Raw genomic sequence first — 14,529 nt, forward strand, 5'->3', positions numbered from 1 at the left:
CAAACACAGAGCTAGACGACCAGGGAAAACGACTGTCCAGGATTGCGGAAACCCAAAACTACGAGGCATAACAGTGCGACACCAAGGACGGTGAGCCTCGCTGCCTAATATGAATGTATGAATCGGGACGCCGCAGAACCCATTTCGGAGTTGCCTCGTGGCGAGTTCGCCTTTCCAGGCCCGCTCCGTGACGCTCTTGTCAACGCCATCCTGGACGGCACGAAAACTGCGACAGCATCCTTGCTGGCTGAATACCCCAACGACTATCAGCCGCATGAGGAAGTGGGTGCCCTCGAGGCCGTCCTTGACTCACATGACAACGTGGTGTGCGTCATCCGCACGACTGAGGTTCAGATTTACCGGTTGGCGGACGTGAGCGACGAGCATGCCATTGCCGAGGGAGAGGGCTACACGGATGCCGGCGAATGGCGTGCCGGGCATGAACGTTATTGGCGCTCTCCAGAATTTGTGGAATACATCGGGGAGCTTGATATCGACGACGACACGCAGGTGGTGTGCCAACGCTTTACCGTTGATGAGCGGTACCCGATCAGGGCATTGGAGCCGTGGCGCGGCTGAGGCCACACAGCCCGAACCAACGCCGGCTTTCCCAGCTAGGAAAGCCGGTACACCTCGTAGTCGCCGGGGACGCCCGCTCCGGGAACATACGCAAGTCCGAGCCTCAAAGCTAGGCCAATCGATGCCTCATTCACAGGGTCGATGATGGCGATGACGGGGAGCGACGGGAAGCGCTCGCGGGCGCTGGCAATCGCGGCAGCCGCGGCTTCTTTGGCGTAGCCCTGGCCTTGCGATTCTGGTGCGAAACGGTAGTAGAGGTTCAGGACTTCTTCGCCGGCTTCCTCGCTGTGCCGTACCCCGGTAAAGCCGATGGTCGCGCCGTCGAGGGTGCGTACCGTGTAGTAGCCCAACTGCTGCTCAGCCCAATTGTTCTGCCACGAGCGCGCAAGCTCGACAGCCTCATCGCGGGTCTTCATTGTCAGCTCGGGGCGGTGCTCGTAGGTGCGGGGATCTGAGTGAATCGCAAAAATGGCATCGATATCCGCATCCGTCGGCACCGACAACTCAAGCCGCGGGGTGCGCAGGGCAAACGCATCAGGCATGGTGAGTCCTTTCCTGCCGCTTGTTCCACAGGCGCCACAGCGAGAACGCTCCCGCAGCGCCCAACACTGGCAGGGCGGACAGGCGCACGGCGCGGCGAACGGAGCGGTAGTCGCGGACGGCCCAGCCTTGGGCTTTTGCGTGGCGACGCAGCGCGCGGTCCGGATTGACGGCAACGGGGGAGCCGACCATCTCCAGCATTGGCAGGTCGTTGATGCTGTCGGAGTAGGCGGTGCACTGCTTCAGGTCGAGTTGCTGCAGCGCGGCCAGCGCGGCCACGGCGTGCTTCTTACCGGGGCCGTGGAGGATGTCGCCGACAAGGCGGCCGGTGAACTTGCCGTCCTCTTCTTCCGCCACGGTGCCCAAAGCACCGGTGAACCCGAGGGTTTCTGCCAGGGCCTGGCCGATCTGGACCGGGGTGGCGGAGACGAGCCAGACTTGCTGGCCGGCGGCGATGTGCATGGAGGCCAGTTCGATGACGTCCGAGTAGGACTTGTTCAGCATCTGCTTGTCGACGATCTCCTGGCAGGCCTCCTTGAGCTCGTCGACACGTTTGCCTTTGACCACAGCAAGGGCCTGTTCGCGGCCTTCGGCGATGTCGTCGGCGTTTTCGGAGCCGGAGACGCGAAACCGGATCTGCTTCCACAGGGCCGGGGCGAGTTCGCGCAAGGTGATGAAGCGTTTCTTGAACAGGCCTTGGGCGAGCAGGATTAGCGACGAGCCCTGGATGAGGGTGTTGTCGATGTCGAAGAATGCCGCCGCCTCGAGGTCCTGGGGAATATCGGGGTCCGGCTGGGTGATTTTTTGGCGGCCCGCGGTTTTGAAGGCGCCGCCGACAGAGTCGACGCCGAGGGCGAAGTCTTGGATGTTGATGCCAAAGGTTTCTTCAACGGCGGCAGCGGCGGCGGCTTGGCCGGCGGTGCGCTGGGCGTCGTCGTCAAGCGGGGGCAGTGCAAGGTCCTCAAGGAAGCGGCGGAGGTTTCCTTGAGAGACTGACCATTGTGCGAGGAATTCCCGCTGTTCTGACATGGCGATCGTGACTCTTTCGGTGGCGGTGTTAGCGTGAGCAATCGTACAACGGCGAGCGCCGCAGACACGATGTAGAGGAGTTCGGATGAAGACGGTGGAGTTGATGGTGCGGTCCACGTGCGGTTCGTGCGAGCGGGTGGCGGCGCAGATTGCTCCGGTAGTGGAGAAGTGTGGCGCGGAGCTAATGCTTGTCGACGTCGACCTGGACCCCGACAACGCTGCCGAATACGGCGATCGCGTGCCGGTTGTCGTCATTGACGGCGAGGAGCTTGCCTGCTGGGAAGTGGACAACGCAGACCTTGAGGCGGCGCTCCTCGCGTAAGGGGCTATCCTTTAGTTTGATTTCCAACGCGGACTGGAGGGTTTTGTGAGTGTTCTTGTCGTGGGGATGTCGCATAGGTCTGCACCTGTGTCCCTACTAGAACGTCTCAGCATGGATACGGAGCTGCAGGAGGGGACGTCCGCGGCTCTTGTTGAGCGGCCTTCGTTGTCCGAGGCGATGATTATCTCCACCTGCAACCGTCTCGAGGTGTATGCGGTGGCCAACGCGTTCCACGCTGGTGTGGAGGACGTGTTGACGGTGCTGACGAAGGTGTCTGGGGTGGGCATCGAGGAGCTGCGTCGCTACCTGTACGTGCGGTACGCGGATGCTGCTGCGGAGCACATGTTTACTGTGGCGTCGGGGTTGGATTCGATGGTTGTGGGGGAGCAGCAGATCATCGGCCAGGTGCGTACGGCGTATGTGGATGCGGCGGAGCGTGGCACGGTGGGGCCGAATCTGCATTCGTTGGCGCAGATGGCGCTGCATACCGGTAAGCGTGTGCACACTGAGACCACTATCGACGACTCGGGCGCGTCCATGGTTACCGCCGCCTTGGATGAGGCGATGGGGCTGATGGGGATTGAAGACTTCAAGGGGAAGAAAGCTCTGGTGTTGGGGGCTGGCGCGATGAGTTCGCTGGCGGCGACGCACCTGGGCAAGCGCGGCATTGACGGGTTGGTGATTGCCAACCGCACGCGCGACCGCGCCGAGCGCCTTGCTGGACATTCCCGCGAGGCGGGCGTGCCGGCGGAGGTTGTGGATTTTGAAGACCGCTCGCACGCGATGGGTGGGGTGGACATTGTGGTGTCCGCGACGGCGGCTGACGGCTTCACCATTACGCCGGAGGACATTGCGGGTCCGGTGATGCTGGCGGACCTGTCGTTGCCGCGCGATATCGACGACGCGGTCACTGACATCGACGGCGTGCACCTGGTCAACATTGAATACCTGCACGAGCAGATGCGTAACACGACCAACGAGGATTCGCGCGCGCTGCGTGAGGCAGAGGCGATTATCGACGAGGAAGTGAAACTGTTTTCCTCCGAGCAGCGGGTGCGTGGGGTGGCCCCGGCGGTGACGAGGCTTCGCAGAAACGCTGCGGAGATCTCTGGTCAGGAGCTGCAGAAACTTCGCACCCGGCTTCCGGATATGTCTGAGGAAGATTTTGAACAGGTTGAGCGCACGGTCCGTAGGGTCGTGGACAAGCTGCTGCACGCGCCGACGGTGAAGATTAAGGAACTTGCGGCGGCGCAGGAGACAGTGAGTGTGGAAGAGGTAGTGACCGAACTGTTCGGGCTGGATCAGCCGGCGGTGTCGGTGGAGGCGCAGCGTCTCCCGCTGCCTGAGGAACTGCGCGGTAAGGAGAAGTAAATGTTGAAGATTGGTACTCGTGGTTCGCACTTGGCGACGACACAGGCGGGCCATGTCCGCGACGACCTTGGCGCGGTTGGCCACCCGGCTGAGTTGAAAATCGTGGTCACCCCGGGCGACCTGTCGCAGGCGCCGGTGGAGCGCATTGGCGTCGGTGTGTTCACTTCCGCGCTGCGCGACGCGCTGTTTAATGGCGAGGTGGATGTTGCGGTCCACTCGTTTAAGGACTTGCCCACGGCGTACGAGCCGCGTTCCTATCTCATCGTGCCCAAGCGTGAGGACAACCGCGAGGCGCTCATCGCCCGCGATGGGCTGACGCTGGCGGAGCTGCCGGAAGGTGCCCGCGTGGGCACATCGGCACCTCGTCGTATTTCCCAGCTGCGCGCGATGCGTCCGGACCTGGACATTCGTCCGCTGCGCGGCAACATTGAGCGTCGTATGGGCTACGTCGAATCTGGCGAGTTGGACGCGATCATGCTCGCGTACGCAGGCTTGGTGCGTGGTGGCTACGGCGACCGGGCGACCCAGATCTTCGACCCGCACGAGTTCATCCCAGCGCCGGCTCAGGGTGCACTTGCGGTCGAGTGCCGTGTCGACGATACGGCTGGCCGCGAAGCAATTGCGAAACTTATCGACGACACCGCAACCGCCGAGGCCCGCGCCGAGCGCACCGTACTTGCCGTACTCGAGGCCGGCTGCACCGCGCCGGTGGCGGCAACCGCGCGTGCGACGGAGAACGGCATCGAGCTGCGTGCCGGCGTGTTTGCGCTGGATGGGTCCCGTTCCCTCGTGGAAGATGTCCAGGGTACGGACCCGGAGGAGATCGGTCGACGCGCTGCTGAGGCGTTGCTTGAACGCGGTGCCGCCGACGTTATGAAGTAGCGGTGGTTTTGTTCTGGGGCATATCCCTTTTATGGTGTAAATACCATACGTTCACACCCCTCCGCGCAACGGGTCGCTTAAGTGGATCCGTCTGCGTGGGGGATGTTATTTGTGCCTAGAAGAGATTCCTCTATGACATTGCCCTCTCACACCCCCCAGCCGGGGAAGGTGATCTTCGTGGGTGCCGGACCGGGCAACCCTGAACTGCTCACGGTCCGTGCCCGCGAGGTGATGGAAGCTAACGCTATCGCACTCGTCGATCCGGAAGTGTCGGCGGGGGTCAGAAACTTCGTTGGCTCAGCATTGCCAGTGCCACAGGCCAAGCTCGACGAGGCGAAAGCCGTCTACGAGCAGATGTGCGCCGACGCGAAGGCGGCGGGTGCGCGCCGTAAGCCGCCGAAGCCGGAAGATCCGACGGCGGCGGAGCTCCAGGAGTGCGACCTGGCAGGTGAGGGCATTGTGCCGAAGCTGCGCGAGGCGCTCGAGGCGGCAGCGAAGTCCATCGAGGACGGCGAGGCAGGCGACGGTGACGTGATCCGTCTGGTCGCCGGCAACCCGCTGACCCGTGATGCTGTGATGGAGGAGATCTCCGCCGTTGCAGACGCTGGCCTGGAGTTCCACGTGGTGCCGGGCATGTCCTTGCCGTCGACGGTGCCGTCCTTCGCTGGTATTGCGCTGGGCTCGACCTATACCGAGGCTGACCTGACCAACGGTCCGGTGGACTGGGATCAGTTGGCGTCTGCGCCGCAACCGTTGGTGTTCCAGGCCACCCAGGAGCACCTCGCAGAGATGGCAGAAGCGCTTATGGAGCGCGGTTTCCAAGGCGCCACTCCGGTGACGATTACGACGAACGGAACGACGCGTCTGCAGCGCACGTTTGATGCCACGTTGCAGACGGTGGGCAAGTTGGATGCGGATCTGTCGGGTGCGCTCGTCGTTACGCTTGGCACTGTTGCGGACGACCGCTCGAAGTACTCCTGGTGGGAAAACCGGCCGTTGTATGGCTGGCGAGTGCTTGTGCCGCGTGCGAAGGAGCAGGCTGGCCCGATGAACGCCCGCCTGACGCAGTACGGTGCGATCCCGCAGTCGGTGCCGACGATTTCGCTCGAGCCACCGCGCAACCCGGCACAGATGGACCGCGCGATCAAGGGCATTGTGGAGGGACGCTACCGCTGGGTGCTGTTTACCTCTGTTAATGCCGTTGATGCGGTGTGGGACAAGTTCGAGGAGCTTGGTCTGGACGCCCGCTCGTTTGCCGGCGTGCACCTGGGTGCGGTGGGGCAGAAGACCGCTGATGCGCTGCGTGCCCGTGGCATGTACCCGGAGCTGATCCCGCACCGTACAAAGCAGAACGCTGCTGGTCTGGCGGAGATCTTCCCGGAGTATGTCGAGGATATCGACCCGGTTGGCCGTGTGCTGCTGCCGCGCGCGGACCTGGGCTCCGACGTCCTGGTCGATGGCCTGGAGGCCAAGGGGTGGGAGGTCGACGACGTTGTCGCCTACCGCACCGTGCGTGCTGCTCCGCCACCGCCGGAGACGCGCGACATGATCAAGACTGGCGGGTTCGATGCCGTGTGCTTCACCTCCCCGTCGACGGTGAAGAACCTTGTGGGTATTGCCGGCAAGCCGCACGCGCGCACCATCATCGCCTGCATTGGCCCGGTGACTGAGACAGAAGCCCGCGAGCAGGGCTTGCGTGTGGACGTCGTCCCGGAGGTCGCCGATATCCCGTCGCTCATTGACGCCTTGGCAGAGCACGTTGCTGGCCTGCGTGCGGCTGGGCAGTTGCCGCCGCCGCGCAAGAAGCGCCGGAAGTCGGCAGCGAGCAACTAGCACGGCTGGGGTCGTGTCGGGTGACGTTCTAAGATGTGGCGCATGGCAGATTTTGAGCTCACCCGACGACCACGGCGCTTGCGGCAGAACCCCGCATTGCGCACCCTGACGGCGGAGACGAGGCTGCACCCGGCCGACTTCATCCTCCCGCTGTTTATCGCAGACGGCCTTGATGCGCCGCGCGAGATTGCCTCCATGCCGGGGGTGTACCAGCACACCGAGGATTCCCTGAAGGCAATTTGCCACGAGGCGCTTGAGGCTGGTGTGCGGGCGATCGACCTGTTTGGTGTGCCGCTTGAAGCGGATAAGGACGCCACAGGCTCCATCGGTGTTGCGGAAGATGGCATTTTGAACCGCGGGATCAAGGCGCTTCGCGACGAATTCGGCGACGACCTGGTCATCATTTCCGATACGTGCCTTGATGAGTTCACCGATCACGGCCACTGTGGTGTGCTGCGTACCGATGCACACGGCAACGAGATCGTGGACAACGACAAGACGGTTGAAATCTACTGCGACCTCGCCCTGTCCCAGGCGCGCGCTGGCGCACACATGGTCAGCCCGTCCGGCATGATGGACGGCCAGATCGGCGAGATCCGTAAGGCACTCGACCGCGAGGGCTTTGAGGACGTCATCATCATGGCGTACTCCGCGAAGTATGCCTCCAAGTTCTTTGGTCCGTTCCGCGATGCTGTCGGCTCGTCGCTGAAGGGCGATCGCCGCACCTACCAACAGGATCCCGCAAACGTGCGCGAATCCCTTTTGGAGACCGAACTGGACATCGCCGAAGGCGCAGACATTGTCATGGTCAAGCCGGCCTTGCCGTACCTTGACGTGCTGGCCAAGGTGGCAGAAATGTCACCAGTGCCGGTGGCGGCCTACCAGGTATCCGGCGAGTACGCGATGCTCAAGGCAGCAGGCGTGAACGGTTGGATCGACTTCGAAGAGACCATGATGGAGTCGCTGGTATCCATTAAACGCGCTGGTGCGGACCAGATTCTGACCTACTACGCCATCGAAGCAGCAAAGCAGCTCAATGGTTAGCCTCCCGCCACTCAACCCGAAGAGTCCCAGCCACGTCGACGCCAGCGCCGTGGACAAGAAGACGCCGGGCGGCCCGCCGGAGGCCGTGCAGTTGATGCTGCGGTGCTGGGCAGTGATGATCGCAGGCGAGTTAATCCACCAGATTCTCTCCGTCGTATTCGCGTTCGTCGACCCGTCCGCGCTGCGGGACGCCGCCAAGCAACAAGCTAAGCAGCGTGGCGAGGAAATCTCGGACGGCCTAATCAACATGGGCGTCTACGGATCCCTGATCCTCATGACACTCATCCAGTTGGGTGTGCTGCTGTTGTTCGTGTTCGCGCTGCGCGCCGTGCGGAACAAAAGCTCCCAGGCTGGCAACGCGTACCGGCTGCTGCAGATCTTCGGGGTGTTCTTCGCCCTCCGCATGATCACGCTGTTCATGATGCAGCCCGCCTCCACCGCCATACCGGTGGTGTTCTACGGCATCGACGGTGTCGTCCAAATCATTCTGGGTGTGGCCGGCATTCTGGGCATCATCTACTCCACGGACAAAGACGCCGTGAACTGGGTAGCGCCCAAGAAGGATGCGTCGAAGAAAGACGCAGCCAAGACAGAGAAGGAACAGTAGGTCCCCAATGGCAGGCATGTTCCCCACGATGGTCTCAGACCCGAATGACAAGAACCGTAGGTACAGCGGCGAGGCCACTGAGCAGTGGCCCCGACCGCTACGTACCGCCTACTACCTGGTGGTTGCCAGTGCGGTGTTGATGATCGTCATCGGGCTGATGACCCTGGCCAAGGGCGTGCCTGACCGGCTGCCGGATACCTGGATGATCGAAGGTGCCGACGAAGCATTGATCGAACGTTTCCGGTTCAATCTGCGCATCTTGGCGTGGGGCAACATCGCCTTGGCCATCCTGCTGTCGATGAGTGCGGCCTACTTCCATAAAGGGTCGAAGACTGCGCGAAGGATTGCAGCCGCAAGCATTGGGGCAACTGTGTTCCTCAACGTTGCCGGCTTCTTCATCGGCGTGGCTGGCTGGGCCTCCATCGTGGTGGTTGTCCTGCTTGTCGCAGCCCTGTTTGGGATGTTCCGGCCGGCGGCGAATGTGTTCGTCGATACGCGAAGTGGCGACCTGTGGAGGGGAGTTGCGTAAGTGAGCAACCACGAACACCTGGACAATTGCATCGAGGAAGCCCGCCACGCCGCACGCCAAGCAGGCATTGACCCGGGCACTGCGACGTGGGATCTGGACGGGGAACTTGTCCGCCCCAACGCCTCCTACGCCTTCGAGCTGGAGGGCATTGAGGACGGGCCCCAACTGACCGACATCGCCGAAGCACTTGAGGCGCTGCCAGGTGTGTCGGCGCGCTTGGTGTACCCGACGAAGATGGCGTGGGTCACCGCACCGGCAAGTACGCCGCTTGTGGAGCTCACCGACACCATCGAACGCTTTGGCGTCACCGCAACCGTGACCGACTCGACCCTGCAGCGTCGCGCACACGGCCGCTACTGGCAGGAACACCCGATGCCGCGCCGGGCGAAGCATCGTCGCAACGAAGAGGCGAACCTGATCGCCCGTGCGCAAGGGTTTGTGCGTCCGGTGTCGCGGCGCTCCCGCCGTGAAGGCGACGTGCTGTTTACCGCCCGCGACCTAGTCACACCGACGCGCCTTGTGGTGGCGGTGCTGCTGACCATCCCGGTGCTGCTACTCACCTACATCCCGTCGCTGGACTTCCCGGGCTGGCAGTGGGTGTGCTTCGCGCTGGCCACCCCGGTGGCGCTGTGGTGCGCATCCCCGTTCCACCGCGCCATGGCAGGCGGCGTGCGTCGCGGTATTTCGGCGCTAGACGGTGCGAGTTCGATCGCCATCCTGGCCTCCTATGTGTGGTCGTTTGCCATGCTGCTGTTTACCAGCGTCGGCGACATCGGCTACACCACCACCGGCAGCTGGATGCCGCTGCGCATGTCAGACAGCCCAGAGCTGTACTTCGAGGTGTCCTGCACTGTTACCACGTTGTTGCTGTTCGGCAGGTACTTCTCCATGCAGGTGCGCACAGACCTGCGCGAGGAGCTCGAATCACGCAGACCAGGTGCTGAGGACGTCTACAACGTGGATCACCGCGACAAACGCGGCACACCCAGCCCCGAAGAGTTGCCTGCAACAGAGATCAGGCGTGGCGACGACGTCACGCTCACCGCAGGCCACATCATCCCAGTCGATGGGGAAGTGGTTGGTGGTTCCGGCCGGATTGGTGGGGAGCTCGTCGATACGCACCGCGACCAAATCCTCAAAGTCGGCTCGATCGTCACCGCCGGCTCGGTGCTCGCCTCGGGCGAGATCAAAGTCCGCGCCGCGCGCGTCGGCCACACCACACTGCTTGCGGCGGTGCAGCGCTGGCTTGACGACGCCTCACGTCACCAAAACGCAGCCACCATGGTCTCGACTCGCTCCGCGGGCCTGCTGATCCCAACCGCCTATGTCATCGCGGTGCTCAACTTCGGACTCTGGCTGCTGTTTAACGGCAACATCAACACGGCCGCTGCGACGTCGCTGGCCATCCTGGTCGTCGTCGCACCCGTGAGTTTGGCCATCTCACCTGCACTCGCCATGCGCCAAGGCCTCGACTCCGCCGTGCGCCACGGCATGCTTGTGCGCGACGGCAACGCGCTTCGCACCCTGGCCGACACCGACATGGTCGTCTTCAACCGTGTGGGCACCCTGGTCAAACCGGAAATGCATGTGGAAACCGTCACCGCAGTACGTGGCGAAAGCACTGAACTGGTGCTGCGCATCGCCGGCGTCCTGTCTGCCGACTCGGACCACCCGGCCTCCAAAGCAATCGTGAAAGCAGCACGAGGAGCACGCGACGCCCGCTCCGGCGACCCACGCATCCCAGACTGGATCGAAGCCAACGGTGACACCTTCTCACCCGACGGCGAGTTCGGTGGACCAATTACCGCAACGTGGGGCACTGGTGAAAACGCACGCTCCGAAACGTTTGCGGCATCGCTGTGGCGCCCGACGAACCTGTCGCAACTCCACGGCAAACTCTCCGTCGCCGCCACGACTGGCGGCACACCCGTCGTCGTGCGGTGGGGTGGACGTGACCGCGGCGTGATCACGCTGTACGACCCCGCTAAAGACGACGCCATCCAGGCCATCGACCGCCTGGAATCCATGGGTGTGGAAACCGTCATGCTCACCCGCGACACCTACCCGGTGGCGCGCCGGTTCGCTGACTTCCTCGGCATCTCTCAAGTGCTTGCCGGCATTCACGGGCTGGACAAACCCCATGCTGTGCGTGCACTGCACACACAAGGTTCCAACGTTGCCATGGTTGGCGACGCCTCCGTCCTGCCCACGCTGCGTGTGGCCGACTCCGGCATCCTGTTCGCCGAAGACGACCTCGCCGGCACCAAAGAGCCACGCTGGAGCGACGACGCCGAAGTCGTCCTCATCCGCGAAGACGTCATGTCCGTGCCCCAACTCATCGAGCACGCCCAACGCGTTAAACGCATCGCCAACAGCAACCTCGCCTTCGCCGTTGCGTACAACGCCACCGCAGTCGTCCTCGCCGCCGCCGGAGCCCTACCGCCCGTCGGTGCGACACTGCTCATGCTGGGCAGCTCCCTGTTCATCGAGGCGAAGTCGCGCCGGGCACGCCGGTTCAAGATCTAGGCTTTTCGCAGGTAGGCTAAGGCACTATGACTAGACGCGACCTTGTTAACGCTCCGTTCCTTGAGGCCGCCTACGGCCGCACTCCGTCCCGCACCCCGGTGTGGTTCATGCGCCAAGCCGGCCGTTCCTTGCCGGAGTACCGCAAGGTGCGAGAAGGCATTGCAATGCTGGATTCGTGCTTCATGCCGGAACTGCTCGCGGAGATCACGCTGCAGCCGGTGCGCCGCCACGACATGGACGCGGCGATCTTGTTCTCTGACATTGTGGTGCCGCTGAAGGCAGCGGGTGTTGGGGTGGAGATCGTGCCGGGAACGGGCCCGGTCGTCGATACGCCAATTCGCTCTCGCGCGGACGTGGACAACCTTCCGATCCTGGATCACACCGTCGAGGAAGTCGCCGAGGGCATCCGCATTATTCTCGACGAACTGAGCGACACCCAGGCCCTCATCGGCTTCGTGGGGGCGCCGTTTACCCTGGCCAGCTACCTCATCGAAGGCGGGCCGAGCAAGAACCACGAGAAGACCAAGGCGATGATGCACGGCGATCCGGAAACCTGGCACGCGCTCATGCGCCGCCTCGTGCCAACGATCACCGAGTTCCTCCGCACGCAGGTCGAGGCCGGCATCGACGCGATGCAACTCTTCGACTCCTGGGCAGGCTTCCTCACCGAAGCCGACTACCGCGAGTTTGTCCTGCCGTACTCGGTTGAAATCCTGGATTCAGTGGCGGGAGAGATCCCGCGCATCCACTTCGGTGTGGCCACCGGCGAGCTGCTCGGCGCCATGTCTGAGGCAGGCAGCGAGGTGATGGGTGTGGACTGGCGCGTGCCGCTGGACACCGCCGCGAAGCGTTTCGCCTCCCCGCGCGTGCTGCAGGGCAACCTGGACCCGGCGCTGCTGTTCGCCGGCACCGACGTGGTGCGCGAGGAGATTACCCGCATCAAGGGTGAGGCCGCCCGGGCAGTCGAAGCTGGCGACGCCACCGGACACATCTTCAACCTGGGCCACGGCGTACTGCCGACCACCGATGCGGACGCCATCACTGAGGCAGTGCGCATCATCCACGAGGAGAATTAATGAACATCGCCATTATCGGAGCAGGCCTTGCGGGCCTGACTGCCGCCTACGAGCTTCGTAAACTCAGCTCGAACGAGGACACGGACGAGGCGAAAATCGACGTCTACGAAGCCACTGACCGCATCGGCGGCAAGCTCTACACCGTCGCGTTCGAAGCCGGCCCGACCGATATGGGCGCCGAGGCATTCCTCGCACGCCGCAAGGATGCCGTCGAGTTCTTCACCGAGTTGGGTCTTGGTGATTTGCTCGTCGAGCCGTCCGGGTTGCGCTCCCTGATCTGGTCCAATGGCGAGGCCCGCGGTCTGCCTACCGGCGGCGTGATGGGTATCCCGTCTACCTCCGAAACGGTTGCGCACTTGGTCAGCGCCGAAACCGCAGCGCGTATCGACGACGAAGCTAACCGCGAAGGTTTCACCTGGGACACCGACGGCGACATGAACGTCGGCAAACTCGTGCGCGAGCGCTACGGCGACGAAGTCGTCGACGTCATCCTGTCGTCTCTGCTTGGTGGGGTCTACTCCTGTACCGCCGATGACCTGGGCGTTCGCGCCACCATCCCGCAACTGGCAGAAGAGCTCGACCGCCTCGCTGAAGCCGGCGACGGCAAGGTGCACCTGTCCACCGCCGTGGCCAACCTGGAGCGCTCCCGCGCGGAGCTGCCAACCGGCCAGGGGGCGGTCTTTAACACGTTCCGCGACGGCTACCACGAACTCTACGAAGCCCTCGCAGAGCAGTCTGGGGCGGACATCTACATCGACGCGTTCATCTCGGAGATTCGCCGCGAAGGCAACGGTTTCCGCCTCAAGGGCGGCGAGGACACCATCTACGACCACATCATCCTCGCCGTACCCGCACCAACCGCAGCGCTGCTGCTCAAGGAAGTCGTCCCAGAGGCGGCACAGGAGCTCCAGTCGGTGAAGTTGGCCAACTCGGCCGTTGTCGGCATGCGGTTTGCCACCGACGAGGGCCTGCCACAGAACTCGGGCGTGCTCGTCGCCACCGGTGCCGACGACGTGAAAGCGAAGGCGTTCACCTTCTCCTCGCGCAAGTGGCCTCACCTCGCCGAACGTGGCGGCGCCATCGTGCGCGCAAGCTTCGGCCGCTTCGGCGACAACATCGCCCTGACCGCCACCGAAGACGACCTGGTGGACTGGGCACTCGACGACCTGAAAACCATCACCGGCTTCGACGGCCGCGACGCCGGCCTGGAGGAAATCTTCGTCCAGCGCTGGTTCGGCGGCTTGCCGCGTTTCGACGAACACCACCTCGCCACCGTGGCCAACGTCCGAAACATCATCGACAAGGTGGACGGCATCTCCGTCACCGGCGCCTGGGCGAGCGGCGTGGGGGTGCCGGCGGTAGTGGCGGACGCGCGCGTCGTCGCCAAGCAACTGCTTTAGGCATCCTCCCAGGGGTCGATGACCTCCACACCCGTGCCCTCAAAATCCTTGAGGTTGCGGGTGGCAAGCGGGGCATCGTGGGCGCGACAAATCGCGGCGATCATCGCATCGGCGTCATGGATCGGGCGCCCCATCCTTTTTCGCTCCACGACGATTTCGCCGAATGCCCAGGCAGCGTCTGTATCAAAAGCAAGGACACCGTTGCGCTGCTCGAAATTAGACAATTGCCAGAAGACAACGTGCTGAATTTCGTTCCGTCGGGCACCTGACGGCAAACTCCGAACGCCTCGGACAATCTCGCCGACTGTAATGGAAGTAATGCACTGCTTCGGGTCCGTGGTGGCTGCCCATCGTCTGACGTTTTCGTGCGGAGCCTTCCGGCAAAGCTCTGAAACAACGTTCGTATCAAGGATGATCATGATTGACCGCCGCGACGGGCAGTGACCATTTCATCCATAACACCGGCGAGGTCATCCATACCTCCCACCTCTTGGGAGAGCTCGAAAAGCTCCAAGCCAGCCTTTACAGGTCGGACTGCTTCTTCCAGAATATGACGTACCTCTGCCTCCATAGACCGTCCATTCATACTGGCCTGAAGTTTGATCTTGTGGCGCACTCTCTCGTCGACGCCACGGATAGTCAACGTTACGGTCTTCTCTGGCTTTTCAGCGACTATGGTCTCAGCCCGACGCGTGATGCGCGTCGCTTTGCTTTTTTGGATAGCGCCCATGCTGCCTCCTTACGATCCAAATTGTGCTGTCAAAATGCTAGCATCACTGGGCGATGTGTGG

15 protein-coding genes are annotated in these 14,529 nt (G+C 63.0%); 11 read left to right on the forward strand and 4 right to left on the reverse strand.

Annotation, left to right across the window (positions count from 1 at the left end; all coding sequences use genetic code 11):
* Positions 1-117: 117 nt before the first annotated feature.
* Positions 118-579: an ASCH domain-containing protein gene (locus HMPREF3171_RS00010; protein ID WP_070482058.1), complete on the forward strand. Its 462-nt coding sequence runs from the start codon at positions 118-120 to the stop codon at positions 577-579.
* Between the two features lie 35 nt (positions 580-614).
* Here HMPREF3171_RS00010 and HMPREF3171_RS00015 read toward each other — a convergent pair whose 3' ends face one another.
* On the reverse strand, positions 615-1,121 hold the full coding sequence (locus HMPREF3171_RS00015; RefSeq protein ID WP_070482060.1) for a GNAT family N-acetyltransferase: 507 nt from the start codon (positions 1,119-1,121) through the stop codon (positions 615-617).
* Positions 1,114-2,148: an HAD family hydrolase gene (locus tag HMPREF3171_RS00020; RefSeq protein ID WP_070482062.1), complete on the reverse strand. Its 1,035-nt coding sequence runs from the start codon at positions 2,146-2,148 to the stop codon at positions 1,114-1,116. The genes HMPREF3171_RS00015 and HMPREF3171_RS00020 overlap by 8 nt, the downstream gene beginning before the upstream one ends.
* 85 nt (positions 2,149-2,233) lie before the next feature.
* On the opposite strand from HMPREF3171_RS00020, the gene HMPREF3171_RS00025 reads away from it, so the two are divergent.
* The 10 genes from HMPREF3171_RS00025 to HMPREF3171_RS00070 all read left to right on the forward strand — a co-directional run bounded on the left by HMPREF3171_RS00025 (position 2,234) and on the right by HMPREF3171_RS00070 (position 13,738).
* Entirely contained in the window at positions 2,234-2,470 is a 237-nt protein-coding gene (locus HMPREF3171_RS00025; RefSeq protein WP_070421703.1) for a glutaredoxin family protein, read from the forward strand.
* A gap of 45 nt (positions 2,471-2,515) precedes the next feature.
* The gene (locus HMPREF3171_RS00030) at positions 2,516-3,841 is read left to right on the forward strand and encodes a glutamyl-tRNA reductase (RefSeq protein WP_083291877.1); all 1,326 of its coding nucleotides are present in this window, start codon (positions 2,516-2,518) and stop codon (positions 3,839-3,841) included.
* Positions 3,842-4,723 carry a hydroxymethylbilane synthase gene (hemC, locus tag HMPREF3171_RS00035; RefSeq protein ID WP_070421705.1) on the forward strand — a complete coding sequence of 294 codons (882 nt, stop codon included), beginning with the start codon at positions 3,842-3,844 and terminating at the stop codon, positions 4,721-4,723.
* Positions 4,724-4,855: 132 nt separating this feature from the next.
* Positions 4,856-6,556 carry a bifunctional uroporphyrinogen-III C-methyltransferase/uroporphyrinogen-III synthase gene (locus HMPREF3171_RS00040; RefSeq protein ID WP_070482066.1) on the forward strand — a complete coding sequence of 567 codons (1,701 nt, stop codon included), beginning with the start codon at positions 4,856-4,858 and terminating at the stop codon, positions 6,554-6,556.
* Positions 6,557-6,598: 42 nt separating this feature from the next.
* Positions 6,599-7,600: a porphobilinogen synthase gene (gene hemB, locus HMPREF3171_RS00045; RefSeq protein WP_371325692.1), complete on the forward strand. Its 1,002-nt coding sequence runs from the start codon at positions 6,599-6,601 to the stop codon at positions 7,598-7,600.
* Complete coding sequence (locus HMPREF3171_RS00050) at positions 7,593-8,207, forward strand: hypothetical protein (protein ID WP_070482068.1); 615 nt, start codon at positions 7,593-7,595, stop codon at positions 8,205-8,207. The genes hemB and HMPREF3171_RS00050 overlap by 8 nt, the downstream gene beginning before the upstream one ends.
* 7 nt (positions 8,208-8,214) lie before the next feature.
* Positions 8,215-8,736, forward strand: a complete 522-nt coding sequence (locus HMPREF3171_RS00055; RefSeq protein ID WP_070482070.1) for a hypothetical protein — start codon at positions 8,215-8,217, stop codon at positions 8,734-8,736.
* Entirely contained in the window at positions 8,737-11,262 is a 2,526-nt protein-coding gene (locus HMPREF3171_RS00060; protein ID WP_070449656.1) for a heavy metal translocating P-type ATPase, read from the forward strand. It begins immediately after the preceding gene.
* A gap of 26 nt (positions 11,263-11,288) precedes the next feature.
* Positions 11,289-12,338 (forward strand): uroporphyrinogen decarboxylase, encoded by a 1,050-nt coding sequence (gene hemE, locus HMPREF3171_RS00065; RefSeq protein WP_070482071.1) that lies wholly within the window; start codon positions 11,289-11,291, stop codon positions 12,336-12,338.
* Positions 12,338-13,738: a protoporphyrinogen oxidase gene (locus HMPREF3171_RS00070; RefSeq protein ID WP_070482074.1), complete on the forward strand. Its 1,401-nt coding sequence runs from the start codon at positions 12,338-12,340 to the stop codon at positions 13,736-13,738. The genes hemE and HMPREF3171_RS00070 overlap by 1 nt, the downstream gene beginning before the upstream one ends.
* On the opposite strand, the gene HMPREF3171_RS00075 is transcribed toward HMPREF3171_RS00070, so the two are convergent.
* Positions 13,735-14,157 carry a type II toxin-antitoxin system VapC family toxin gene (locus tag HMPREF3171_RS00075; RefSeq protein WP_070482076.1) on the reverse strand — a complete coding sequence of 141 codons (423 nt, stop codon included), beginning with the start codon at positions 14,155-14,157 and terminating at the stop codon, positions 13,735-13,737. The genes HMPREF3171_RS00070 and HMPREF3171_RS00075 overlap by 4 nt on opposite strands.
* A complete protein-coding gene (locus tag HMPREF3171_RS00080; protein ID WP_141743295.1) occupies positions 14,154-14,468 on the reverse strand; it encodes a FitA-like ribbon-helix-helix domain-containing protein in 315 nt (104 codons plus the stop codon). The genes HMPREF3171_RS00075 and HMPREF3171_RS00080 overlap by 4 nt, the downstream gene beginning before the upstream one ends.
* Positions 14,469-14,529: the final 61 nt, after the last annotated feature.

Source organism: Corynebacterium sp. HMSC08F01, from assembly GCF_001807545.1.
GTDB classification, from domain to species: domain Bacteria; phylum Actinomycetota; class Actinomycetes; order Mycobacteriales; family Mycobacteriaceae; genus Corynebacterium; species Corynebacterium coyleae.